Origin of the sequence: Flammeovirga sp. OC4, assembly GCF_000812565.1 — a bacterium.
In the GTDB taxonomy this organism is placed as follows: domain Bacteria; phylum Bacteroidota; class Bacteroidia; order Cytophagales; family Flammeovirgaceae; genus Flammeovirga.
This window is the reverse complement of the sequence record NZ_JTAM01000042.1, coordinates 1-24,953: the sequence shown is the minus strand read 5'-3', so window position 1 is coordinate 24,953 and position 24,953 is coordinate 1. Positions and strand designations below refer to the sequence as shown.

At 33.8% G+C, this 24,953-nt stretch carries 23 protein-coding genes; 12 read left to right on the top strand and 11 right to left on the bottom strand.

Features of this window, described 5'->3' with window-relative positions; translation table 11 throughout:
* Positions 1-83: 83 nt before the first annotated feature.
* The 5 genes from PL77_RS19240 to PL77_RS19220 form a co-directional block, all read right to left on the bottom strand.
* Entirely contained in the window at positions 84-650 is a 567-nt protein-coding gene (locus tag PL77_RS19240; RefSeq protein WP_156152438.1) for a hypothetical protein, read from the bottom strand.
* A gap of 249 nt (positions 651-899) precedes the next feature.
* Complete coding sequence (gene rimM, locus PL77_RS19235) at positions 900-1,427, bottom strand: ribosome maturation factor RimM (protein WP_044209013.1); 528 nt, start codon at positions 1,425-1,427, stop codon at positions 900-902.
* Positions 1,428-1,448: 21 nt separating this feature from the next.
* Positions 1,449-2,198, bottom strand: coding sequence for an SPFH domain-containing protein (locus PL77_RS19230; RefSeq protein ID WP_082026631.1), 750 nt, complete (start codon positions 2,196-2,198; stop codon positions 1,449-1,451).
* A 1-nt stretch (position 2,199) separates the two neighbouring features.
* Positions 2,200-2,760: an aminoacyl-tRNA hydrolase gene (gene pth, locus PL77_RS19225; RefSeq protein ID WP_044209008.1), complete on the bottom strand. Its 561-nt coding sequence runs from the start codon at positions 2,758-2,760 to the stop codon at positions 2,200-2,202.
* Between the two features lie 189 nt (positions 2,761-2,949).
* Positions 2,950-3,447 carry a hypothetical protein gene (locus tag PL77_RS19220; RefSeq protein ID WP_156152437.1) on the bottom strand — a complete coding sequence of 166 codons (498 nt, stop codon included), beginning with the start codon at positions 3,445-3,447 and terminating at the stop codon, positions 2,950-2,952.
* A gap of 82 nt (positions 3,448-3,529) precedes the next feature.
* Between PL77_RS19220 and PL77_RS19215 the strand changes: the two genes are divergently transcribed.
* The 4 genes from PL77_RS19215 to PL77_RS19200 all read left to right on the top strand — a co-directional run bounded on the left by PL77_RS19215 (position 3,530) and on the right by PL77_RS19200 (position 6,853).
* A complete protein-coding gene (locus PL77_RS19215; protein WP_044209003.1) occupies positions 3,530-4,297 on the top strand; it encodes an alpha/beta fold hydrolase in 768 nt (255 codons plus the stop codon).
* Between the two features lie 77 nt (positions 4,298-4,374).
* A complete protein-coding gene (locus tag PL77_RS19210) occupies positions 4,375-5,034 on the top strand; it encodes a nitroreductase family protein (protein ID WP_371199246.1) in 660 nt (219 codons plus the stop codon).
* A gap of 108 nt (positions 5,035-5,142) precedes the next feature.
* Positions 5,143-6,360, top strand: coding sequence for a hypothetical protein (locus PL77_RS19205; protein WP_156152436.1), 1,218 nt, complete (start codon positions 5,143-5,145; stop codon positions 6,358-6,360).
* A gap of 115 nt (positions 6,361-6,475) precedes the next feature.
* Positions 6,476-6,853, top strand: a complete 378-nt coding sequence (locus tag PL77_RS19200; protein WP_044208997.1) for a TerB family tellurite resistance protein — start codon at positions 6,476-6,478, stop codon at positions 6,851-6,853.
* Between the two features lie 11 nt (positions 6,854-6,864).
* Here PL77_RS19200 and PL77_RS19195 read toward each other — a convergent pair whose 3' ends face one another.
* From PL77_RS19195 to nth, 3 genes are all read right to left on the bottom strand, one after another.
* Complete coding sequence (locus PL77_RS19195; protein ID WP_044208995.1) at positions 6,865-8,130, bottom strand: exo-beta-N-acetylmuramidase NamZ domain-containing protein; 1,266 nt, start codon at positions 8,128-8,130, stop codon at positions 6,865-6,867.
* Positions 8,131-8,574: 444 nt separating this feature from the next.
* A complete protein-coding gene (gene nagB, locus PL77_RS19190) occupies positions 8,575-10,506 on the bottom strand; it encodes a glucosamine-6-phosphate deaminase (protein ID WP_082026633.1) in 1,932 nt (643 codons plus the stop codon).
* A gap of 389 nt (positions 10,507-10,895) precedes the next feature.
* Entirely contained in the window at positions 10,896-11,582 is a 687-nt protein-coding gene (nth, locus tag PL77_RS19185) for an endonuclease III (RefSeq protein WP_044208991.1), read from the bottom strand.
* A gap of 337 nt (positions 11,583-11,919) precedes the next feature.
* Between nth and PL77_RS19180 the strand changes: the two genes are divergently transcribed.
* From PL77_RS19180 to mnmE, 8 genes are all read left to right on the top strand, one after another.
* Positions 11,920-12,549, top strand: a complete 630-nt coding sequence (locus tag PL77_RS19180; RefSeq protein ID WP_044208989.1) for an RNA polymerase sigma-70 factor — start codon at positions 11,920-11,922, stop codon at positions 12,547-12,549.
* A gap of 175 nt (positions 12,550-12,724) precedes the next feature.
* Positions 12,725-13,924, top strand: coding sequence for a FecR family protein (locus PL77_RS19175; protein WP_044208988.1), 1,200 nt, complete (start codon positions 12,725-12,727; stop codon positions 13,922-13,924).
* Positions 13,925-14,005: 81 nt separating this feature from the next.
* Entirely contained in the window at positions 14,006-14,935 is a 930-nt protein-coding gene (locus tag PL77_RS30840; RefSeq protein ID WP_052444562.1) for a helix-turn-helix transcriptional regulator, read from the top strand.
* A gap of 151 nt (positions 14,936-15,086) precedes the next feature.
* Positions 15,087-15,851 carry a pirin family protein gene (locus tag PL77_RS30835; RefSeq protein ID WP_052444561.1) on the top strand — a complete coding sequence of 255 codons (765 nt, stop codon included), beginning with the start codon at positions 15,087-15,089 and terminating at the stop codon, positions 15,849-15,851.
* A gap of 2 nt (positions 15,852-15,853) precedes the next feature.
* Entirely contained in the window at positions 15,854-16,087 is a 234-nt protein-coding gene (locus PL77_RS19160) for a hypothetical protein (RefSeq protein ID WP_044208986.1), read from the top strand.
* A 102-nt stretch (positions 16,088-16,189) separates the two neighbouring features.
* Positions 16,190-16,762 carry a Crp/Fnr family transcriptional regulator gene (locus tag PL77_RS19155; RefSeq protein ID WP_044208984.1) on the top strand — a complete coding sequence of 191 codons (573 nt, stop codon included), beginning with the start codon at positions 16,190-16,192 and terminating at the stop codon, positions 16,760-16,762.
* 96 nt (positions 16,763-16,858) lie between these two features.
* Positions 16,859-17,650, top strand: a complete 792-nt coding sequence (locus PL77_RS19150; RefSeq protein ID WP_044208981.1) for a type 1 glutamine amidotransferase domain-containing protein — start codon at positions 16,859-16,861, stop codon at positions 17,648-17,650.
* A 175-nt stretch (positions 17,651-17,825) separates the two neighbouring features.
* Complete coding sequence (mnmE, locus tag PL77_RS19145) at positions 17,826-19,205, top strand: tRNA uridine-5-carboxymethylaminomethyl(34) synthesis GTPase MnmE (protein WP_044208978.1); 1,380 nt, start codon at positions 17,826-17,828, stop codon at positions 19,203-19,205.
* 225 nt (positions 19,206-19,430) lie between these two features.
* Here the strand turns inward: mnmE and PL77_RS19140 are convergent, their stop codons facing one another.
* The 3 genes from PL77_RS19140 to PL77_RS19130 all read right to left on the bottom strand — a co-directional run bounded on the left by PL77_RS19140 (position 19,431) and on the right by PL77_RS19130 (position 24,933).
* On the bottom strand, positions 19,431-19,742 hold the full coding sequence (locus tag PL77_RS19140) for a hypothetical protein (protein WP_156152435.1): 312 nt from the start codon (positions 19,740-19,742) through the stop codon (positions 19,431-19,433).
* 359 nt (positions 19,743-20,101) lie between these two features.
* The gene (locus PL77_RS19135) at positions 20,102-24,298 is read right to left on the bottom strand and encodes an NACHT domain-containing NTPase (protein WP_044208973.1); all 4,197 of its coding nucleotides are present in this window, start codon (positions 24,296-24,298) and stop codon (positions 20,102-20,104) included.
* 146 nt (positions 24,299-24,444) lie between these two features.
* Positions 24,445-24,933 carry a hypothetical protein gene (locus PL77_RS19130; RefSeq protein WP_044208970.1) on the bottom strand — a complete coding sequence of 163 codons (489 nt, stop codon included), beginning with the start codon at positions 24,931-24,933 and terminating at the stop codon, positions 24,445-24,447.
* Between the last annotated feature and the right edge of the window lie 20 nt (positions 24,934-24,953).

Sequence of the window (24,953 nt, the reverse complement as noted above, 5' to 3'; positions counted from 1 at the left end):
TTCCGAAGTAAACTTAAAAAAAAAGTGATGAAATTTCATAATCGAAATGCATCACTTTCTATGTTCTATCTCTAAAATAGAGCTTATTTCATTTTATCTTTCTTACTAAAATCTAATGCTTTACTAAACATTACACCCCAGAATTTCACTCCTGAAGAAGTAACCCCTACTTCAACCCCTATTTGAGCTCTCCACTCAATAAGGTTGTAATAAGCATCAAACCAATAACTTTGAGACCATGCTGAATAAGTACCTTCAGGACGTTCAGATGTTCCTCTCATTGTTTCATGTTGGTTAAGTGTCCAACCAATAGCCCAATCCCAACGTCCGCCAGGAGCCCAATAATATCCGTTTGTAAACGAGTAATTATTTAACTCAGAAGTAACGTCTTTGTTAAAGACCAAATAAGGTAAGAACTCACCAAAAAGACGTCCATATCCAATGGACATACTTACATTTTCTTCAGCAAAATCCTGATAACCAACACGAAAGTTCAATAAGTTATTATCGTCAATATTCTGCCAAACAGAAATTTGTTGAACATTGCCCATACCATAGTAGTATTGAATACTTGTCTGTGCGTTAGCATCGTTTTGGGAAGTAAATAAGCCCAGCAACATAATGCTGGTGATTAGTAGTAGCTTTTTCACGTAAAGTAGTTTAAATATTGATAATGACGGTTACATAAACGAATGATTAGATTGTCTTTTGTTTATGTATGTACAAAGTAACGTGACTGATTAACAAAGAGCTATTGATTAAATTAAATGATTTTGAACATAAACAACTGTTATGTTACAAAATATAAAAGCTTCATTTTAAGGAGTGAAAATCTCTTAAAATGAAGCTTTTAGTGAATATATCCTTCCTTAAAGGAAGTTGTTATTGCTATTTATGGCTTATTCTTCCATATAAATGTCTAGTAATCCATCAGGAATATCAGTGTATAATTCCTTCTTTTCTAGATCTGCTTTGATGATGATTTCATCATTGATAGGAATCAAGACCTCTTTACCTTTGTATTTCATTTCTAAAATATCTTGAGCAGAGTTAGTGTACACTTTATGTACAGTACCCAAAGATCCTAAGTTATTATCTACTACAGTGAAGCCTTCAATGTCATGGTAGTAGAATTGCCCGTCTTCTAATTTAGGCAAAGCAGATAAAGGAAGGTAAAGCTGAGCGTCTTTTAATTCTGCCGCTGCTTCTATACTATCAATGTCCTCAAACTTTGCAATGTATCTATTATTATGAAGTGATAAGTATTCTAAGAAAAAAGGAACCAAACTTCCTCTTCTCTCTAAAAATACAACATCAAGACCTTCGTATTTAGAAGGATCATCCACGTCGAGGAAAAATAAAACCTCACCATTTAGACCATGAGTTTTGGTGATTTTACCAAACTCGAAACATTCATCTTTATGCATATCTTTAAACTTGTTCTCTTTTTATTTTTCAGTCATTAAAAGTGACATCAGCTGTAATTTCATTCCTGCCTTTTCACTATCTGTCAACTGATTGACCTGATCTACCTCCTGAATCATTTGATGAGCAATTGCCACAGCTTCATTCGCTGCTCTTTTCTTGCCTAACGAACGAATACTATTGAAGCGAGCACTTTCTAAATGAACACCTACTTCTTCTAGTTTTTTCTTGAGTGCAGTTGCGTAAGCATGATTCACGGTAGTAGAATGTAAGCGCAAAGAAACACGTTCTTCTCCAAAATCTTCATATGGATACATTTCTATTAACGTTTGAGCGGTTTCTTTCGCAATAGAAAGCACTGAATCTTTGATATCTGACATTCCATAATAGGCATTGGCAGCGTCAGCTACCTTCCATCTCAATTCAACACTCATTTCTAATTGTACACCATCTTTAGCAAAAGTATCCCATGGACCTACCATTTGCACCTCGTCTTTCAAAGAGATTTTTTGAATACTTCTGAATGGATGGTACCAATAAAAGCCAGATTTGTTGATTGTGCCTTTGTATTTCCCTAAAAGTGAAAGAAGAGCAGCGTTACCTTCACTTACAATAAAGTAACCTCTCAATAACACCACGTCTACAAAAAGTAGAAGCATGGAGATGGCTCCTAAATCAGGAAGAGATAAAACATAACCAGCGGCGCCAAACAAAACTGCTTGGACAATGATCATGATATATCCCGAAATGCCTTTTATATTTTTATCTGTCATATTATTTGTTGTATTGGGTCATCGTTCTTGATAAACCTATGGAAGCAAAAGAAAGACACATATCGGCTGACTTTTCAATTAAACCATCCAAATCAATTTTCTCGTCTTCTGTAAACTCACCCAACACAAAATCAACTTGTTTTCCTTTGGAATAATTATCACCAATACCGAAACGTAATCTTGGGTAAGCGGCTGTTTGTAACTGTGCTTCAATATCCTTCAAGCCATTATGACCAGCAGCACCACCTTTCCCTCTCATTCGTAGGCTAGTGTAAGGAATAGCCAAATCATCTACAATCACCAAAATATTTTCAGTTTTGATTTTTAATTGATTGGCCCAATATTTTACAGCTTTACCACTTAAGTTCATGTAAGTAGTAGGTTTGATGACTGTAATACTTCTTCCTTTATGTTTAAAATCAGCAACATAGGCTAAGCGATCCATCTCAAAAGAAGTGTCATGCTTTTTTGCTAGATAATCAGCCACCATAAAACCAATATTGTGACGAGTTTTTGCATATTCAGGACCAATATTGCCCAAGCCTACGATTAAATATTTCATTGTTTGTATTAAGAAATTTCTTGATAACGAATTTAATACGCAAAGGTACTATTTTCTATGAAGTACTAAACCAAAAATAATTCAGATTTCATTATCTATCGCTACTTATTATTTGAAAGTAAACTAAAAAATGAAGAAGCGATTAGAAAAGATAATCTTGTTTACCTTTCCACTAAACAGTACTTGTTTTTAATACAACGCCAACACCAATGCCTTATGATTGAGTTCAATTTGAACTATTTTTAAAGAACCATTGTTATTCATGGCTGAAGAGTAGAGATAAGACTTCTTATTGGAAGAAGTGATGATTTTTTGAATATTATCGTTGAGTGGTAAGTTGTTATCAAGGTTATATTGATAGGCTTCCCAAACGCTTTTCTCAATTTCATCAGTAGGCGTAGAGCATTCTATCCAAGCTTTTTTGATATAGGGCTTTAAGCTATCAGCAAAAATATCTAAAGACAGGTCACCGCAAGCTTGATCAATTGAAATAGTCTTTATGATAGAGCTTCCAATTGAAAAACCTTTTTCAGCAATGTCATTTTCTTTAATCTGCTTTATCTTACGTTCTTTGATTTGCTTGTTTACACTGTTGGCATCAATCTTATCTGAAGTTCTCAACCCACAAGATATCAGGGACAGGAATAAAATTAAATACGCTACAATTGATTGATTTATAAATTTCATTTGTTCTCTTTTAAAGAGGATGTTTTTTTTATTTCTCCTCAAAACTACATCTTTACATTTTCTAATTAAAATTTCATATATAATGAATTTGTTTTACAGAGAAATTGGTGAAAGAGGAAATAAACCATTAATCATACTTCATGGACTTTTCGGACAATGCGATAATTGGATGACATTAGGGAAGCAATTGTCGGAAAAATTACATGTTTTTTTGGTCGATCAACGTAATCACGGTCAGTCGCCACATAGCGATGACTTTAATTATCAGTTGATGGCAGAGGACCTAAAAGAATTTATAGAGACACATCAGTTAGAAAAGCCGATTATATTGGGGCATTCAATGGGAGGAAAGACTGTAATGCAGTTTGCTGCCAATTATCCTGAAATGGTCAGCAGAATGATTGTAGTAGATATTTCACCTCGTTTTTATCCCGTACATCACCAAACTATTTTGGAAGGATTGAATGCTTTACCAATCGATTCTATAAAAACTAGAGGTGAAGCGGATAAGTTATTGGCAGAATATATACCAAACTTCGGTGAACGATCGTTTCTATTAAAGAACATCTACCGAAAGAAAGAAGGAGGTTTTGCTTGGAGAGTCAATTTACCTGTCATTACGGCCAAGATTGAGGAAGTGGGCAAAGCTTTAGCAATGACACATTCCATCGAAGTACCAACATTATTTATTGGAGGCACGAACTCCAACTATATACAACAAGCAGATCAAGAAGAGATTAATGAAAAATTTGCCTCCGTTTCAGTCGAAATGATTGAAGGAGCAGGGCATTGGGTACACGCTGAGAAGCCTCAAGAACTACTTTTGGCAATTAATAGCTTTATTTTTTAATTTATTAAAGTTTTTATTGTATTTTTAGGTGTTATAAATACTTTTATTCGTTCAACCCATTGACATATATGCACGCTGTGGAAGATTTTATACCATACAATTCTTTAGAAGTTCCAGAAGAACAAATGCTGAAGAAAACGCAGGAATACTACGATAAGATTAACAAAAGACGATCACTTAGGGACTTTTCTGATAAAACAGTGGAGAAAGAAGTGATTGAAAATATCATTAAGGCCGCAAGTTGTGCACCGTCAGGAGCCAACAAACAGCCTTGGACTTTTTGTGCTGTTTCAAGCCCAGAAGTTAAAAAGAATATTCGTATTGCTGCAGAAAAGGAAGAGTATGAAGGCTATCACGGCAGAATGAGTGAAGAGTGGTTGGATGACTTAAAACCCTTTGGCACGGATTGGAATAAACCTTTTTTGGAAAAGGCTCCATGGCTGATTGTGGTTTTCAAGCAAGTATATGAAATTGATGAGCATGGTATACGTCACAACAATTACTATGTAAATGAATCCGTAGGTTTGGCCAGTGGTTTTTTATTGAATGCCATTCATGAGGCAGGGTTGGTGGCTTTGACGCATACTCCCTCTCCAATGAACTTTTTGGCAAAGGAATTAAAACGCCCGGCGAATGAAAGACCTTATCTATTAATACCGGTAGGATACCCAACAGATGATGCGAAGGTGCCTAACATTACAAGGAAACCGCTAAATGATATTGTAGAGTGGTACTAGATCACTTTAGAAAGATAAAAAGAAGCAATGTATCGAAAGGTGCATTGCTTTTTTTATACCTTATTTTATTATATTGAGCCCAAATTAAAGCACTATATTTTTTTCAAAATGAGCAAACTATTTTCATGCCTAAGCACTTTTGTGTTATTAGTTTTACCCTACTTTTCTTACTGTCAATATGTATTGGAGGAAGGTCAACCTTTAAAACAAAATGAATATTCAGCTTTAAGATGGTTGGATAAAGATTTCGAACAAATGTCTTTCAGCAATTATTCTAAAGGAGTTTTCTATTTTAAAGTACGCTATAAAACGGAAGAATCTAAAGAGTATGATTTCACATTCGACATATATTCTGATGACTTGATAAGTATTAATGAGGTGAAATCAGGTGAAAATCATGGAGAATACTTTTTATTTGATAGGAGTAAACGCTTGAGAGTACAAGGTAATTATATGGAAGGGGTAAAAACAGGGAGATGGGTTGACTATTTTTTTTATGATTCTTTTATCAAAGAATATATTTACAAAAATAATGAAGAATTTGTAAATACAATTCGAACTCATCAAGGAGATACTATAGTGATAGAAGGTGATGGGACGATTAAATTTCAAGTCGAAAAAGATTTCTATTATCATGAGTTATATAAAAATGGTGTTGTAGATTATTCTTATATTTTTAATCAGAAAATGGATACCACATATTTAAAGACAGACCAACCGGCTGTGTTGAGGTCAGAGTATGAATTGAAAAAACATTTGAAACAATATCTTAAAGGAATTAGGTATGAAATTTATCATCAGATGGAATTGAAAATGTGGATACTTGTAGATAAAGATGGTAATGTTACAGATGTCGAGATGAAAAAAGGTTTCACTGATCTTTTGAATCGAAATCTTATTAAAGGTTTGAAAGAAACAAAAGGTTTGTGGAGTGGAGCTACACTTAATAATGAAGTTGTACCTTCTTTTTATGAGTATTCTGTTTTATTGTTTGATATAGTAAAACCTATAAAATCAAAAGATTTGAATACACCAATGGTAACAGCTGGTCCTGCCTTTGAGGGACAAAATACTGATAAACCATTAGATTTTTTAAAGGGTGACAATATAAACACTAGAAAACAAACTGTATATAATAATACTTCTCGTGATGGAGTACTAAGTCACAATTATGGTAATACCTATATAAGGTCAGATAATTCATCATCATTAAAACAAGATAGGAAAGCTAGACGCTTAGAATTAAAGGATCTTACTCAGAAAAAGCTGAGAAAAACAAATTTTCAAAATTTACTAAAGCAAAAAAATATTATTCCTCATCAGTAACCTCTATTGTTAAACATTTATAAAAATGTAAAACAAACACTTAAATAGATACCTTCATTATCAATTATTAACGTATACCCTAAAGTACTTATTTCAACTTAATACTTTAATTGTTATGTCGGATAAAGAAAAACTATACGAGATTTTAGGCGAACTATTATTTGTGGTGGCAAAAGCGGATGGTGTGATTCAAGAAGAAGAAAAAGCAGTTTTGGAAAACTACTTTAAAGACCATCCTTATGGTGAAGATATCAGATGGTCTTTCAATTATGAAGCTCAAAAAGATACACCTGTAGAGGATGTTTACAATAAGGTTATCGATTATTGTAAACATTACGGCCCTACCAATGAGTATCAAGAATTTATAAAAGCCATGGAAGTAGTAGCAGAGGCGGCTGACGGTGTAGATGATAACGAAACAGCCGTGATGCAATCCTTCTCCCATGACCTTTTGACAAGGTTTAAAAAAGACCTTGAGACAATACAATCTTAAAGAGTATCAACTTAGCGATACATTAAATATACGGCAGCTTTTTTCTTAAAGGCTGCCTCATCTTTTCTCCAGTAATTTTTTATCCCATCGAAAGTATAAGAAGCCATAAACCCTTCTCTGATTTTGTTGCTTCCACAGACCTTGTCAAACATTCCCCATCTATTTTGATGAGCATTGAAAAGATCCTTAGCAGGGTGCAATTGATGATGAACTGCTAATACATGAAACTGGATTTCAGATAATCGAACCTTATCGTAATCGGTGATATACACCTGGACTCCATGTAATTTCATCCCTTTTTTCTCTTTATAATAAGGCGTAAACGAAAGTCCTCTGAAATACACACCTTCTAAGTTTAATGCATTTAAATGTTGAGCAAACTGAGCAGTATTGATATATTCCGCACCAAATAATGTAAAGGGCAGAGTGTATCCGATTCCAATAAAGTTTCCTTCCAGTTCTCCGATAATTCCACTGGCAGGGTAAAGTTCAGCTACTTCAGGAAATGGAATATGTGGTGAAGTAGGCACCCAATGTCTCCCTGTATCTTGAAAACGCATCTCTCTTTTCCAGCCTTTCATCGGAATAACATTGAGCTTACATTGTATCTTATTTTTTAACCATCCTTCATAGTTCATCATATAGGCTAACTCACCTACTGTCAAACCATAGATATAAGGAATAGGAAATTGACTGACAAAAGAAAAGTAACCCGGCTCAACAATGTTTCCTTCAATTTTATTTCCCCCTAGAGGATTAGGTCTATCCAATACAATGACTTCTTTATTATTTTCAGCCGCTGCTTCCATTACCAATCCCAATGTACTGATGAAAGTATAAGACCTTACCCCAATATCTTGGATGTCATAAACAATTACATCTACGTTTTGGAGCATAGCTGCTGTAGGTTTTCTTGTTTTTCCATAAAGTGAATAAACAGGAAGTCCCGTCACTGCGTCCGTATTACTATCCACATGAGCACCGGCATCTGTATCACCACGCACACCATGTTCGGGTCCATAAAGTGCTGTTAGGTTGACGTTTTTTGCTTGGAATAATATATCTACAGTAGAGACAAAATCATGATCAATTCCTGTAGGATTCGTCACTAATCCTACTCTTTTCCCTTCTAATGCTTTGAAATTTTGATCCCTTAATACCTCTATACCTACTTTAACAAGCGGTGTAGAAGTTTGAGAAAAAGTGATGATGGAGTTGAAAAATAATAAGGTAAATAGTAATAACGTTCTTTGAGGATAATATTTAGAGGATTTCATTCAAAATAGGTAAGTTAAAAATTATATTGAGATACACTTTTTAAGAGTGATAAAGTCGAAGTATCAGGACAGAAGAAAAGGAACAAAACACCATATTCCATGACTTGAAGTCATGTGCTTTTGGGAAGCTATCCTTTTTTTCGACACTCATTATGAACTTGAAATGTTTCAATAATTTACAAGTTCTGACATCCGTTTTAATACAGATTAAGACAAATTATATAATCAAAAGTTGATCATTGAGATGTCTTCCCAAAAGCCCATAATTTCAATTATGGGTCTACGAAATGCTCGTTTTCTTCTGTCCTAGTACTTATCGTCAAATAAATATAGCCAATAAAAAATTGATTTGTTAATACAGGTTTGTCTTGAAACAAAAAAACGTCTGAGATTTCTCCCAGACGTTTCTAATTCAATCTATTTTATCGCACACTTTATATATCTCTAGATGAAGTGGTAGCGCACAAATGCTTCCATTGCTTCATATTCTGCAAGACCAAGTGCATTGTATAATTTCGCAGTACCCGAATTACGCTCTTCTGCTCTTTGCCAGAATTCACGGTCATCTGTTCCTTGGAATACTACGCCATCTTTTTGTGACTCATGGAAGAAAATAGCTTTTCTTTTTGTAAGAACTTGCTCAGGTGACATTGGTACAGCCATTTCGATTTCGTCGATTGGCCACTCATGCCATGCACCTCTGTACATCCAAACCCAACAGTCTTTCATGTATTCTTCTGATTTCAACTCTTCCAAAGCAGCGAAAATAGCATCTAAACAAACACGGTGAGTACCATGTGGATCTGCTAAGTCACCTGCTGCGTAGATTTGGTGAGGCTTGATGTCAGAAATGATATTTTTGATGATCTCAATGTCCGCTTCACCTACTGGGTTTTTACGAACTTTACCTGTTTCATAGAAAGGTAAATCTAAGAAGTGTACTTGTTCTTTTGGAATACCAGTGTAACGACATGCTGCAATCGACTCGTCTCTACGAATCTGACCTTTGATTTGTCTTACTGCTAATGAATCGATATCACCTTCCTCTTTTGCATCTAAGAAACCAGTGATTTCTTTGAACTTCGATTTAGATTCAGCAGATCCAAAACCAAATTTGTCCATCAATGAGTTCGCAAAAGTAGCATATCTACGAGCATCATCATCAGAAACGGCAATGTTACCAGAAGTTTGGTATGCAACGTGTACTTCATGTCCTTGGTCCACTAAACGTTGGAATGTACCACCCATTGAGATTACGTCATCATCAGGGTGAGGAGAGAAGATAATTACACGTTTCTTCGCAGGAACAGCTCTTTCAGGACGTTGTGTATCGTCTGCTGAAGGCTTACCGCCTGGCCATCCTGTAATTGTATGTTGTAAAAGGTTGAATACTTCGATGTTCAAATCGTAAGCAGAACCTTTAGTGGATAATAAGCTATCTAAACCACTTTCCAAGTAGTCCTTATTTGTTAATTTCAAGACCGGCTTACCCGTTTTGTAAGCTAACCAAACTACCGCTTTCTTTACCATAGCAGTGGTCCACTCTACTTCAGAAACTAACCAAGGAGTTGTGATACGTGTCAATTGTTCCGTTGCACCTTCGTCTAGAAATACAGAAACGTTATCGTGTTTTTGTAGGAAAGTTGCAGGTACTTGCATTGAGATATCGCCCTCTACCATTTTCTTTACGATAGGTGCCTTACCAGATCCCCAAGCCATCATAATGATTCTCTTCGCTTGCATGATTGGTTTTACACCCATTGTGATGGCACGTTTTGGAACGAAATCCAAACCACCAAAAGAAGGAGCGGCATCAATACGAGTGATCGCATCTAAAGTTACCATACGAGTACGGCTGTTTTCAGTTGAACCAGGCTCATTGAAACCAATGTGACCTGTACGACCAATACCTAATATTTGTACATCCAATCCACCTGCGTTTGCAATCTTAGACTCATAGTCTTTACAGAAAGCATAAACATTTTCGATCGCTAAAGTACCGTCAGGAATGTGGATGTTTTTTTCTTGAATATCAATGTGGTCGAATAAGTTTTCCTTCATGAAACGTACATAAGAATGTACTGAATCAGGTTGCATAGGATAATATTCGTCCAAGTTAAAAGTAATTACATTTTTAAATGACAATCCTTCTTCTTTATGTAAACGAATTAATTCATCATAAACCTTTAAAGGAGAAGAACCTGTTGCTAAGCCTAATACTGCATTTTCACCTTTTGAAGCTTTATCTCTAATAAGATCAGCAATTTCATGTGCAATCACAGTAGATGCTTCAGCATTTGTTGAAAAAGTGTAGGTTTGAAGACGTTCAAATTCTCTGTCCGTCATTACTTGTTGGTTCAACAATATTGTGTTCATAGTCATTCAATTTTACTTTGTAGTGGTATTATAAAATCAATGGTTGAAATTGATTTATGCTCAAATTTAGGAAGTGCTCACCGCCCCACATAAGTTTTTCGGCACAAAACATTCGTCTATAGTTAAACGCCGTTTATCTGAAAAGAGGCGTTGTTTGACGTAGTAATTAATGTTAATACGCTAAAAGGGGTGTTAACTTCCTATGATAACCACGTACAGATTGAATTCTATGTTAACCGCACATGAAGTAATCCGTAACCGAAGCACTTTATAAGTTGTTGAACAATGAAAGTATGAGTTTTTTTAGCCTACACTCGGCGTTAGAGTTTGGCCTTTGACTAAAAAATTAGCCTCTAACTTATCTCAAGTTCTAAATGTGTAACTGCTTATTACTTTTTGCTCGGCGTTTTTTTCTTTTTCTTCGGGTTCGATGATTTTTTCTCAGTGAAAAGTGTTTTTCGTCCATGTTTAGAGCAGATTGGGCATTCATTTGGATCATGGCGCTGTGCAGGACAATATTCTCTACCAAAATAGATAATCTGAAGATGAAGATCATTCCAGTCTTTCTTATCGAATAGGCGTTTAGCATCTTTTTCCGTTTGCTCCACGCTTTTTCCAGTAGACAATCCCCAACGGTACATCAATCTGTGAATATGCGTATCTACAGGAAATGCCGGAACACCGAAAGCTTGTGACATCACGACCGAAGCAGTTTTGTGTCCTACAGAAGGTAATGACTCCAAATCCTTAAAATTATCAGGTACCTTACCTCCAAACTTCTCTACTATGATCTTCGACATCCCGTAAATGCCTTTTGATTTCATCGGTGAAAGCCCACAAGGTTTGATGATCTCTCTGATTTCCTCTACGCTTAATTGCATCATATCATAAGGATTGTCTGCTTTGGCAAACAATAGAGGGGTAATTTTGTTTACTCTTTCGTCAGTACATTGTGCTGATAAGGCCACTGCGACAAGTAATGTAAATGGATCTTTGTGGTCTAATGGAATGGGTGGATTAGGGTATAAACCTTGTAAAGTTTGAACGATATCTTGAACTTTTTCCTGCTTAGTCATTGTTTATAGTTTTAATTGAGACAGCAATTTATGAAAGTATCAAGGTTTTATATAAACATCGAGGTAACGAATAATTCATTTTTTCACTATGGAGGTTTATAATACACTATTTTTTAAATATATTGTGTGATTATAGCTTCAGAATAAATAAGAAGTGCTAAGATAGAGGTGATCAGAAATCGTTGATTTTGTTTTTCATTCAAATGAGAGTTGAACTGGAAGCGTGAAACCAAATAAGAGTGATAAACGAGTATTCTAATGAATTTTTAGAAGAAGTTAACGAGTAACGGGCAACATTTTTTAGTACTAAAATCAATAAAAATCGATATTTAATCTAATGAATTTCGAAAACTTAGAAGAAGAGGCATTGATTGACCTTGTGAAGGGGGGTGATCGTTTCGCTTGGGAATATATAACAAAGGAATACTATCAGGCAATCCTCAACTTTATCAATGGAATGGTAAAAGACTGGGAAACTGCCGAGGAGTTGGTGCAGGATATATTTGTCAATTTTTGGAGTAAAAGAGAATCTTTAAATATAAATCTTTCATTAAAAGCGTATTTGTACCGTTCTGCAAGAAATCATACATTGAATTTTATCAAGAGAAGAAATTTTGAACGTGATTATCAGAAAGGGGTTGCTGAAAGAATGGTCATTTCAAGTAATGACACGGAGGATACTTATCATTTTTCAGAACTAGAAAAGCGCCTGTCGGAAGCGATTGAAGAGCTACCGGAAAAAATGAAGGAAATTTTTAAGATGAGTCGTTTTGAGGATTTGACTTACAAAGAAATTGCAGACGCATTAGATATTCCTGTAAGAACAGTGCATTATCAAATTGGCTTAGCATTAAAACAATTAAGAGAAAAATTAAAAGGGCATGTAGACCCTAGTCTAATGGCGTTGGAAGGTGGAATAGTGATTGGCTTGATCATTGACTATTTATTACAATTCAATTTATTTTAGATTTTTTTTGTCTTGCCATGCATTTCAATTGTCTTGGCTTTAAGGACGATTATATTGTGTGATTCCGCTATGAAGAGTCATAAAAAATAAAGGACTTAAAATGAATATTCATCATGACTTGTCCTTACGATTATTATAGAGTAATAAAGAATTTATCATATTTATCCGATACAACATGGATAAGGAAATTAACATTGATTGGACACTGATTGCAGAAAGTTTAGGAGGTGATCAAATGGCTGTTGTTAAAGCAAAGCAGCTAGCTGAAACCGATGAAACTTTTAAGAGTGTTCTTTCAGAAGTAACAGAGATCTGGATTCAATCCACTACTATAGGTCAAGAAAAGAAGCGTATACTAAATGCTTCTCGATTAGATGCTAAAGTAAACGAAATCTGGGATAAGATTTTGGAAGTTGAATCTGAAGAAACAAAAATTGCTACTACATTAGAAAATCAATCTAATGAGGTGAGTGAGGAAGTATTGGACATTTGGTCTACTGCGAGTTCGCTTGGTAAGAAACAACGTAAAGACGTATCTTCTGAAGACATGGATGCTGCAATGGCAAAAATGCTATTAAGAATGAATGTTTCTGCTGAAGAGAAAAAGGAAGCTCCAACTTTTAAAGTGGAGAAAAACCTTGCAGCAAAGAAAAACAATACTTCAACATGGTCATTCCCTAACAGTATGGCTGCAGCTGTAGCTATTTTGTTGACATTAGGCTTGTCAATGTTCTACTATTTAGACAGTGATAAAGTACAGATGTTGCAAAAAGAAACAGGCAATACTACTGCTTTGGTAAAACTACCTGATGGTACAAAAGTTTGGCTGAACAAAGAAAGTTCTATTCGTTACCCAGAATCTTTTGGTGACAACGATAGAGTAGTCTCCCTTGAGGGTGATGCATTCTTTGAAGTAAAAAGAGATGAAGAACATGCGTTTAATATCATCACTTCAGAAGCGACAACTACAGTATTAGGTACATCTTTCCACTTGACACAAAATCAAGTAGAGGTAGTGACAGGTAAGGTAAGGTTCGAAAGTAAAGAATCAGGAGAGTATGTTGTTTTAGTTAAAAATGAAACAGGTGCTATTGCAGATGGTACAGTGAGTAAAACTGTTTATGAGCAAGAGCTTAATGCCGCTTCATTAATGCAAACAGAACTTTCTTTCAAAGGTGCAGACCTTTCTGATGCTATTAAAGAAATTGGAAAAGCATACAACACTTCTATTGTTATCGAAAACAAACAATTAGAAAAACGTAAATTCACTGGTACTTTCAGAAATAAAACGTTGGAAACAGTGATTGAACAAGTTTCAGAAGTTGTTGGTTGTGATACTGAAAAATTAGAAGATGGAACAGTGGTTTTAAAATAATTAAAACCTTACTTAAAATTCCAGGAAGTCACTCTATCTTTAGGGTGACTTTTTTTGTTTCCTATTTTTGTCTTAGTCCTTATGATGATTGAAAATAATATAATTCCCTTTCAAACTATTACAAAAAGTCTTCAACTCTATCAATCTTTTCATGCACCTCAACCCACGTTTGGAGTTGATATTTACAATGATACCATCACTGATAATGATGTTGTGATTTTATCCAACAATGGACAAGGAAACAAAGGAGTACCCATGAGATGTGATCATTATATAGTCATCAAATGTTTGCAAGGTTCAGCTTTTAGAAGGATCAATCATCATAATTTTTCCATTTATCCTCACTCTATTCATATCATCAAGCCAGGTCAAATTGCATCTTTAACCAATATATCTTCTGATTTTGAGATCCAAGTCTTATTATTTCATCAAGATCACTTTCAAAAGTTAGGACTTCAATATGAGACCATTGAGAATTTATTGACATTCAACGAAAGCTGTATACCTTACTTTGAATTGGATAAAGAAAATCTTGAGGTCTATCATCAATTGTTTCAACAGATCGAAAACGAGGTGAAAAACAAATATTCTTTTAAAACAAATATTCTCAATGGCTATTTGTTGGCACTGATGGGGTATATACAGCGTAAACTGTACTTTCATAAGAGTGAAGAAGAAGGTACGAATTCCCAGCAAAATCTCTTTTTGAGATATAAAAAAAGCATAGAAACTCATTTTATAGTAAAGAAAACCGTTCAGGAATACGCAGATCTATTGGCAATTACTCCTAAACATTTAAGCGAGACGATAAAACAACTTACCGGTCAAAGAGCACTCTACTTTATACATGAGCGTCTAATTAACGAAGCAGAATACCTTTTGACATACACCAAGGAACCCATCAGTCATATCGCATTTACATTAAATTTTGATACCGTTTCTCATTTCGGTCGTTTCTTCAAAAAGTATAAAGAAATCACTCCAGTGGAGTATAGAAAAAGACTTGTTTAATTTTATTGGTTTCTATTTTGGCTAATAAATTCTGTTTTAATCGTATGATACGACTTATTGGTTCTTTTTGACTGCTTTTTGGTTTAATATCTCCTTCTTTAATACTACACCTTTGTAATGTAATCAAAACAAAAACTTAAACATTACGAAGATGAACAATAACAGATTCTCAGATTTTTTATCGACAGAGAAAAAGTCGGGTTTAAAAATTAAAGACCGCTCACAACAACATGCAGTATCTCTTTTTGGAGGGAAATTACACGAAAATAAACCATTGGCAGGAGATCCATTATACTCTAATTTAATTTATTGGGCACACGTAGAAGCCAATGAAGAAGGGACTTTCCCTATGCACCCTCATGAAGGGATAGAAATCCTTACCTTCATTTTCGAAGGTGGTTTAGAACATTTTGATACCGCTACAAATAAATGGACTCCATTACCTGGAGGTGGTGTTCAGCAAATCTATGCTGGTAATGGTGTGTATCATTCAGAAAAATACTTAAAAGGGTCACGAGCTTTCCAAATTTGGTTTGATCCAGATTTTTCTAGATCACTTCATCAAAAAGCAAGTTACAGAGATTTCCAGTTTAATGAATTTACATGGACAACAGAAAATGGGTTGGAAGTAATGGTTTACGCCGGGCAAGAGGGACCTATTCAGACCAATGCTCCAGAGGTGGAGATTAAGCGATACAAATTACCCAGCGGAGAGGGGGAGTTTGATTTAGACCCAACAAAAGTTTATTCTATTTATGTGATGGAAGGTAATGTAAAAGTGGCAGGGGAGTTAATGGAAAAAGATGCCTTTGTAAAGGTAGAAGGTCAAGAGCTATTGACTTGGGAAACTTTGGAAGAATCAGAACTTTTTATACTGTCTTCACCTTTAAATCTAGGCTATAAAACTGCTTATTAGTCATGAACAAGAATAATGAAAATCCGGTGTATTGGAAGCAGGTGTTGGTGACTATATTTACAGTTTACCCATTAATCGTCATTGTAGATATGTTGCTTCAATACTTATTTCCAATGGCTAGTGTTCCTCCAAAGTTAGCGATCTTCTTTACTGTTGTAATTGTTGGAGCGTTAATGGCAAATCCAGTCATGCCTCTTGTTTATCGCTATTTGGGGAAATGGTTGTATACTAGATAAAATCAATAAGGTGAGGCCATAAAAGTATTTTGAGCCTCACCTTGATTTACATTCTGTCTTATTTTACATTTCTATGAAGAGTGAATTGATTATTTTTGTATAATGAAATCCATCGCAGAAATTTTCAAAGGTTTAGAATTAACCGATTCAGAATATCAATTTATAAAAGAAAGGTGTCAGAAATTAGAGCTTAGCAAAGGAGAAATTTTATTGGAAAAAGGGCAGCCAACGTTATCACAATATTATGTATTGGAAGGTTGTTTACGTTCTTTTTTTGAAGATGCACAGGAGCGGGATCATACATTACAGTTTGCCATTCATGATTGGTGGATTAGTGATTACACAGCTTTTTTTGATGGAAATCCAGCGGTTTTAACGATTGAAAGTATTCAGAAAACAACTGTATTAGAATTTACAAGGAAAGCCCAAATAGAGATTTTTGAAAGTATTCCTAAAGTGGAAAGTTTCTTCAGAGAAAAAATGGAACATAGTTTTGGTGCCTTTCAAAAGAGAATCATTAATGATCTATCAAAAACAGCCAAAGAGAAATACCTTGATTTTCTTCAAACCCATAAAGAAATCGAAACCCATATTAAAAACTACCATATCGCTTCATTTTTAGGAATTACGACGGAAAGTTTAAGTAGGATAAGAAGGGAGTTGGCGAAGCATTAGTTGTTCTAATAGACCTTTCATTTTTTCTTACCATAGATCAATTTTTTCAATGAAGTTTTTTTTTGAGCTTTGCATCATCAAAAAATAAAAACAGTTATGATCAACATTAAAGACTTCTTAATCGGTTTATTATCGTTCCTAATTTTCACATCATGTGGAACAGATAAATCCACTCAATCAAAAGAGACAGCGGAAGAAACAACACAAGTAAAAAAAGTGTTATTTGTTTTAACAAGCCATGATCAATTAGGTGATTCAGGAGAAAAAACAGGCTTCTGGATTGAAGAATTTGCTACACCTTATTATTTCCTAAAAGATAAAGGCGTTGAAGTTACATTAGCGTCACCAAAAGGCGGACAACCTCCATTTGATCCGAAAAGTGATGCAAAAGATAGCCAAACTCCATCGACAGTTCGTTTCAAAGCAGATGAAGAAGCGAAAGCTCAAATGGCGAATACATTAAAATTATCTACAGTCAACGCAGCAGACTATGATGCAGTATTCTACCCAGGTGGTCACGGTCCATTATGGGATTTGGCAACAGATGAGAATTCAATTGCATTGATTCAAGACTTTTACAATTCAGGTAAGCCCGTTTCAGCCGTTTGTCACGCACCGGCTATTTTCAAAAACGTAAAGGCAAAAGATGGATCACCATTGGTAAAAGGTAAAAAAGTAACAGGTTTCTCTAACACAGAGGAAGCAGCTATCCAATTGACAGAGGTCGTACCTTTCTTAGTAGAAGATATGTTACAAGAAAACGGTGGTACTTACTCAAAAGGAGCAGATTGGTCAGCGTATGCAGTAGAAGATGGTTTAATCATTACAGGTCAAAATCCAGCTTCATCAGAGTTGGTAGCTGAAAAATTATTAAAGCAATTGAACTAATTTCAAGCGTACTAGATTCTAGGTCGAGAGAATAAATTCAATAGATATTTAAAAGTGGTAGAGCTATTTTGATATAGTTTTACCACTTTTTTATTGGTAGAATACGAATGACTTTGAATAAAAATGACCTTAAAGAAATTAACTGTATCTTTGCACTGAATTTAATATCAACCTAATGCATAATACGTTAGAATTAGATACAATTGTTGCTTTAGCAACAGTACCAGGGCAGTCAGCCATCCATGTCATTCGTTTGTCAGGACCTGATGCCATTAAAATTGTCAACAAAGTTTTCAAAGGGAAAAACCTAGAAAAACAAGAAGGTCATACGGCACACTTCGGTACTATCCGAGAAGAGGATGGAACCATTGTAGATGAAGTTTTGGCGACTATTTTCTATGGCCCTAAGTCATATACAGGTGAGAATACCGTGGAAGTTTCATGTCACGGTTCTCAGTTTATCGTCGATCAATTGCTCCAGCTTTTTATGAAGACAGGAGCCCGCTACGCCAAAGCAGGTGAGTTTACCCAACGTGCATTTGCCAATGGAAAACTCGACTTAGCACAAGCAGAAGCCGTAGCCGATTTGATCGCGGCCGATTCACATGCCTCAAGAGATGCCGCTATGCAACAAATGCGTGGAGGGTTCTCAAAAGATATCAAAGCACTTCGTGAAAAGCTGATCCACTTCGCATCCATGATCGAATTGGAATTGGACTTCTCAGAAGAAGATGTGGAATTTGCTTCAAGAGATGAGTTAGTCGATTTGATCAACGAATTAAAACGCGTGATCAAAGCCTTAATCGATTCCTTCTCTATGGGTAACGTGTTGAAAAACGGTGTACCTACCGTAATTGCAGGTAAACCCAATGCCGGAAAATCAACTTTATTAAACTCCCTTCTAAACGAAGAAAAAGCAATCGTATCAGACGTTGCAGGTACCACTCGTGATTTTATCGAAGACGAAATCAATATCGGTGGCGTAACTTTCCGTTTTGTTGATACAGCCGGATTACGTGAAACAGAAGATAGAGTAGAAGCCATCGGTGTGCAGCGTTCTTATGAAAAGATGAAGAAAGCCTCATTGATCATGTACATGTTCGATGCTGCCACTTCCACTTTTGAAGACGTAAAAGCCGAAGTAGAAGCTTTAGAACAACTAGGTGTACCGTACATTTTAGTAGCCAACAAATTGGATCAACTAGAAGGAGGACTAGCACCTGAGTTCAAAGAATTCTCAGAGCACCTTTTAGAAATTTCAGCTGATAAAGGAACTGGAGTAGATGACTTAAAAGAGCGTGCGCTACATCTCGTTAATCTTGATAAAGTACAATCAGGAAATACAATGGTCACCAATGCCCGTCACTATCAATCTCTCCGTGAAACCATGAAGGCATTAGACGATGTAATCAATGGTGTGGAAATGGGCATGACTGGAGATTTCTTAGCATTGGATATTCGTACATCGTTACATCACCTTGGTGAGATCACTGGTGAAGTGACAACGGATGATTTGTTGGAGAATATTTTTAGTAAGTTTTGTATCGGAAAATAATGTAATACTAAAAATAGTATGTAGACATTTGAAAGAGGGTTTTGGCCCTCTTTTTTTGTGATATAATTTGTATACAGAAAATTATAAAGACTTAATGGAGTATCTACTCCTCAAAAATGGCATATTGTATGAATTTACCTAATGATAAAAAACTATTCAAAGAGGCTATTGGGTCTGCGAGCATATCACTGATATAATCATGCTTTACCATTCTAAATGGAGGTGTTACGAATTGTTTTCTATAATGATGGAATGGTAAGCTAACCGAAGTTTTTCAAAGAAAATGGTTTTTGCTTCTGGAGCGTCACTATTTCCATATATATCCAAAAGATCATTTAAAGATTGATTAAATCCAGATAACCACTTGGGGCGATCTCCCAAATGTCCAGACCAAACAGTAATATTCCCAATCACTTCTCTAATAGTGTTAAGGTCTTCTTCTTTTAATGCATTCTTGATCACTTCAATAGATCCTTTGAAGCTACTATCTAGGGCATTTTCAGCATTTTGTTCTTCAGGTGTAAGCATGTTAATCATTTAGAATTTTAATAAATATACAAAATGAGAAGAAGTTTTTGTATTAATTGTCTTATTAATGTCGGTATAAAAAAAATAGCTTTAATGATATTGAAAAGAGGGTTGTCGCCCTCTTTTTTTGTACTTCATAATTTTTTTGATGGGAATTTTAATCTCAATGAATAATTAGTGGATTTATTGATACTCTTACTTAGTCGAAGTCAGGTTAAGTTAATACATTGTGAAATGCACTTTTAGTTGTGCGTTTTATTGATTTATTGCACTTTCAATTATGCTTTCTTTAAGTTCATTTTTTGCAAACCTTTCTATTCCCTTTGAGTTTTGTTTCATATTAAATGAAAAATCAGGTGACAACTGTTTTAGTCTTTTATTGAAACTTCTTTCTTCACCTCTGAAATGGTTAATGTGATAGTATTGTTCTTGTAAAACTCTTGATCTAATTCTTGAAGTCGATGATTTAGGTATTTGACATATTTGTACTTTTTATGGTTGAGATCAAGAAAGGTCTTTAGTTCTTTTCTTACAGCGGAATAATTTTTTTCTGATACTAATGCTGTACTTTTTATTAAATCATAAACCGATTGATGGACTAGTGTTTCACGGAAGTCGATAATAATTTCATATTTATAACACAATTCTAATAACTCCATTAAATAGGGTAAGGCATTAATTGAAAATGTTTTGTATGATTTTACAAAGTCTTTAAGAATTCGAATATTATTTTCTCTTAGATGTTCGGTAAATCTCTTCAACCCATCAATATTACCGATACTAATTAGATACTTTAAAATTATAAGTTCTTCTTCTTGGGAATGAGGGTTATGGAGTAAGGTTTTAAGTTGTTTAAGGCAGAAAGAAAATTCTCCTTGATTAAGAAGTATATCTAAAATATACCACTTTATTTTGGAGTTAGATTTAGTAAATAGTTCTTTAAAAACTTCAATGTTTTTCGTTTTTTCCCAATATGAAGTTAGTAAGCCATAATCATCTTCATTTAAAACTTCTGATTCTATAAATTGATAACTATCGATTTTACCTTTTTCTAGTAGGTACTCCAAATATTTGCTTCTAATAATTTTATTCTTTAATCCATTTTCAAGATTGGTTAGCATCCTTTCAATCATTAACTCTGAACTTACCCACTTGCTGATGTAATTAATATTACTATTATTTTCTTCATTGTCAGTCCAAACAAATAACAACATATCTAACATGATACTGTTAGAGTGTTTTAAATTTAGTTTTAAAGAAAAAAAGTAAACCCATTGAGCTAAAGAATTTACAGAAAATGAGTCATTTGATTTGAAAGTAATAGCAGTACTGAAGTCAATTTTTAATATTTTTTTATTCACCCAATCAACAAGCCACTTTTTTTGGAAATCATTTAATTTTTTATCGAAGTCTTCTCTAAGTAAGGTATTGTATAACCTCCTGATTAAATATTCCTCGACATTTTCAGTGTTATCAAACCACTTTAGAACTTCTTGTAGAGTAACGACTTCTTTCTCTTTATTTACAAATTTCTCTAATATTTCAAATACTAGATTGGAGTCAAAGTATTGTAGTTTACTAATCTCTTTTCTGTAATAATGCATATCTCTTATTTCAGTTTTGCTAAACTGACTTTTTTCAGCAAGTTCAAATACACTGATTATTTTATCTTTTACCTTTTTGGGATCAAAAAGTAAATTAAAATCCTTTTCTATGATTTCCGTGAAAATATCTTTGGTTTTTATCTGAGGTAATATGATCTGATCATTGACTCCTTCTTTTAATGTCTTGGCATATGGACTTTTAAGAAAATAAAGAATATCATAAGTAAATATTGTAGTCTGATGATCAATTTCATTCGCTAATATAGCTGATATTAGTATTGAAATATTCTCTTCATCGACAAGGTATGTAATAGCATCAGATTTGTTACTTCTACACATTTTAAGATTTTCACCTTGTATGATATCTTTTAAAGCTTTGTTTTTGGTGGAAGTTTGCTCAAAAAACAATCTAATTATTAATCCTTCATTAGAGTCGTAATAATTCATTTTGGAGCAATACCAATTTAATATAATTGGGAAAATTGAATGATGATTTTTACGGTATAAATCAACTGAATGTTGTATTATCTTGTCAATTAGATTTTTAGATTCTGAGGTGTATCTCAACGTATGATATGAAAGTTCCATTACATACATAATTAATACTTCTAATGATTGTGGAGCATTAACTAGTAGAAAACATTCAATAATTTGACTTTCTTCTCCTACATTAAAACTAGTCATCCGATCTATTTCCTCAAAACCTGATGATCTTTGCGTTAATTTGTATCCTTCAATTAGAAAATGAATTTGCTCATTACTTAAATTATTCTTCTTGATTAATGAATAGACTGCCTTTCTGATATATTGATTTTTTCTATGACAAATAGACTGGATTAATTGATTTGCAAACTTATTATCTATTCCAATTTTAGTTAAAGCTTGAATACAATCAGCGACATATTCCGATACTTCTTGACCCAAATCATTCACATGTGTTTTTATTTCTGTCATTAAAAAATCACATGCTTCGGAATGATTTTTCCCTTTGAAATCAAAGTATTGAAAGATGCGAATTGCACTACTTTTGACTTCCAAATTATTCTTTTCATTAGTGATTTGTTTTTTGAGATAATGAATGACTTCATCAGATTGCCCAAAGTTAGCAAGTCTACTTTCATTGAATTTGTTAGAGTTGAGCCAAACTTGATATTTTTTGGTACGTTTGAATATTTTTTTGAAGACTTTTACCCTGAGTTCAGTTGGAATTATCTCCTTTTCAGCTGTAACAATTGAGTCTGGATCATTATTTATCAGCCAATCTATTAGTTTTGAACGAACCTTTTCATCCTCTATTACACTAATCAGAAAACCAGTAATATTAATCCACGAAGGTTTAACTTTTTTCCAATTTTTGTAAGTAATAAATGATATAATCCTTTCAAAGGAATATCGACACAATGCTTTAGCTGATAGGTATTCTTGAAAAAGTCGATGATCAAATTCCCAAGAAACGAGTTGAGTATCTTTCTTATAAAACTTAGTGTATTGGATTATTTGGAACTTTCCAGCATCCTCATCGAGAAATTGTTCAAGTTCATGTTCTTTCAAAGCTGAACGTTGATATAGTTCCATTGATAAAGCTAATTGTTCTAGTATTCTTAAAGTTGTTCTAATAAACTGCTTTTTATCGTGTGTGGTAACATATTTATCTTTGTCATATTTAATGTTTTTCTTAATCAATGCGTCAAATAAATCTGTTCGATTCTTATTTAATTGAACATTACCGGAATACTCATCTAGTAAATGGGACAAGTAGAAAGGATTATCAATCAAGTCCGTATAGCCCATAAGGTAAATTTGATCGCGGAACTCATCAAGATTAATGTCATAGTATTTTTGAACAAAAAACTTTACATCCTCTGAATATAAACTAAGCGGAGCTAAAGATATGTTTGTAAAATTATCTCCTAAAATTGAAGAAGTAACCAAGTGATTTGTTCTACATGAAATCACAATTTTGACATTTGGGTAGTTTTCTGAAAAACTTATTATTTCTCTTACCGCTATGTTAAAATCACTACTTCTTACTTCATCCAAACCATCTAAAATAACGACTAAAGAACCTTGAATACTCTCCCAATTTTTTGGTAATAAGGAGCTAATTGTTTTGCCTGTATATCTTCGAAAAGAATAATAAAAGGAATATAGGTTGTTATTTTCTTCAAGGATGAGTTTTAGTCTTTTAAGTTCTACAGTTTTCCCGATTCCCCCATTTCCAAGTATTAAAACTCTCTTTTTTTCAAGAATAATTGATTGTAAATCGCCCTCATTTTTAGAATAGGTCTGATAAAAGTTTGAATCTTGATTCTCTTCAAGAAGATAGTAGCTTCTAGGAATATATCTTTTTAAAGTTTGCAGATCATCTGTAGAAAAAGATTGCTTGAATAATGAAAAGTCAATTTGTTTGTCTTCATCTAACTTTTGAAGAATTGAGTCAGAATCATTTTGGAGTCGATCAATCCCATCACTAATTTCTTCTGTATTAATTAATACATCATCAACTTTACTATCAACCTTTTTATTGGTTTCTATTAATTCTTTTTGATGTAAAGAAAAGGATTTTGAATAGTTTTCTTTAAAAATCTCCATGAAGAGCGAAACTTCTTCTACGAAGTTTACTTTTGAGGAATCTAAAGTGGTGGGATTATGGTAAAATAAAATGTTTTCTATTTTACTTTCTAGGCTTTTATGATGACCTGATATACATGCATTTTCAATTAGTTTTAAAAGTTCTTCTCCTTTAAAAAGAGAAGCTAACTCTTTTCCTTTCTTTTGTTCGTACTGGTATAAGCTGTGATTGAAAATAGAATGTATTTCATTGGAAAGAGAGCTATTAATCTTTAGTTTTTTGAATAATCTAAAGATTGAAAAACTCTTTTTTTCTAAATAGGGGCGAAAGTTTAGGAAAGTGGTTCTTGCTTTTTTGAAAGATACAATTGCAGTTGATACATCACTCATTTCAATGGGGTTTGCTTGTTTTCTGATGTAATTTAAGACTAAATAAGATCAACAACAATACTTGTGTATTGATAGACTACTTGAATTGAATATGTTATTTCCAAAAAATGTGAATCTGTATTTTATATTTCCATTTTTTGGCAAACCTAATTATTGACCTTATTTGAATCAAGAGTATAATAGAAGTGATGTGTATTGTCAGAGGAAGAAAGTATTTCATTGGTGTTCTCTTTTTCTTTAACTATTTCATAAGCTGAAAAGTCATTGTACAATGATATTTCCCAATTAATGTCTTTGTTCATCGCATCATATATAAATTTTTTCTGAACTTGGTGATCAATAATAATTGATATTGAATCACTATCATAAGGGAAACTTTTTCCATTATTGTAATGGTCAACCCTAAAAAAAGAAGATACAGGTTCAGCAGGTTCTATAATTCTTACCCAGTACGTTGAAGTATCATTTGGATTTAGTTCCAGAGAAGTAATAATATCATTACTGTATATTTTGATTAGAACATCTTTATTGAGTGTATTAACAATTTGATATTGAGAAATACTCCCTTTATTATTATCATCACAATGATCACATTCGCTCTTGCACTGAGTAAGGAAGAGTAATGTTAAGTACATTGTAAACTAAGTTTTCGAAT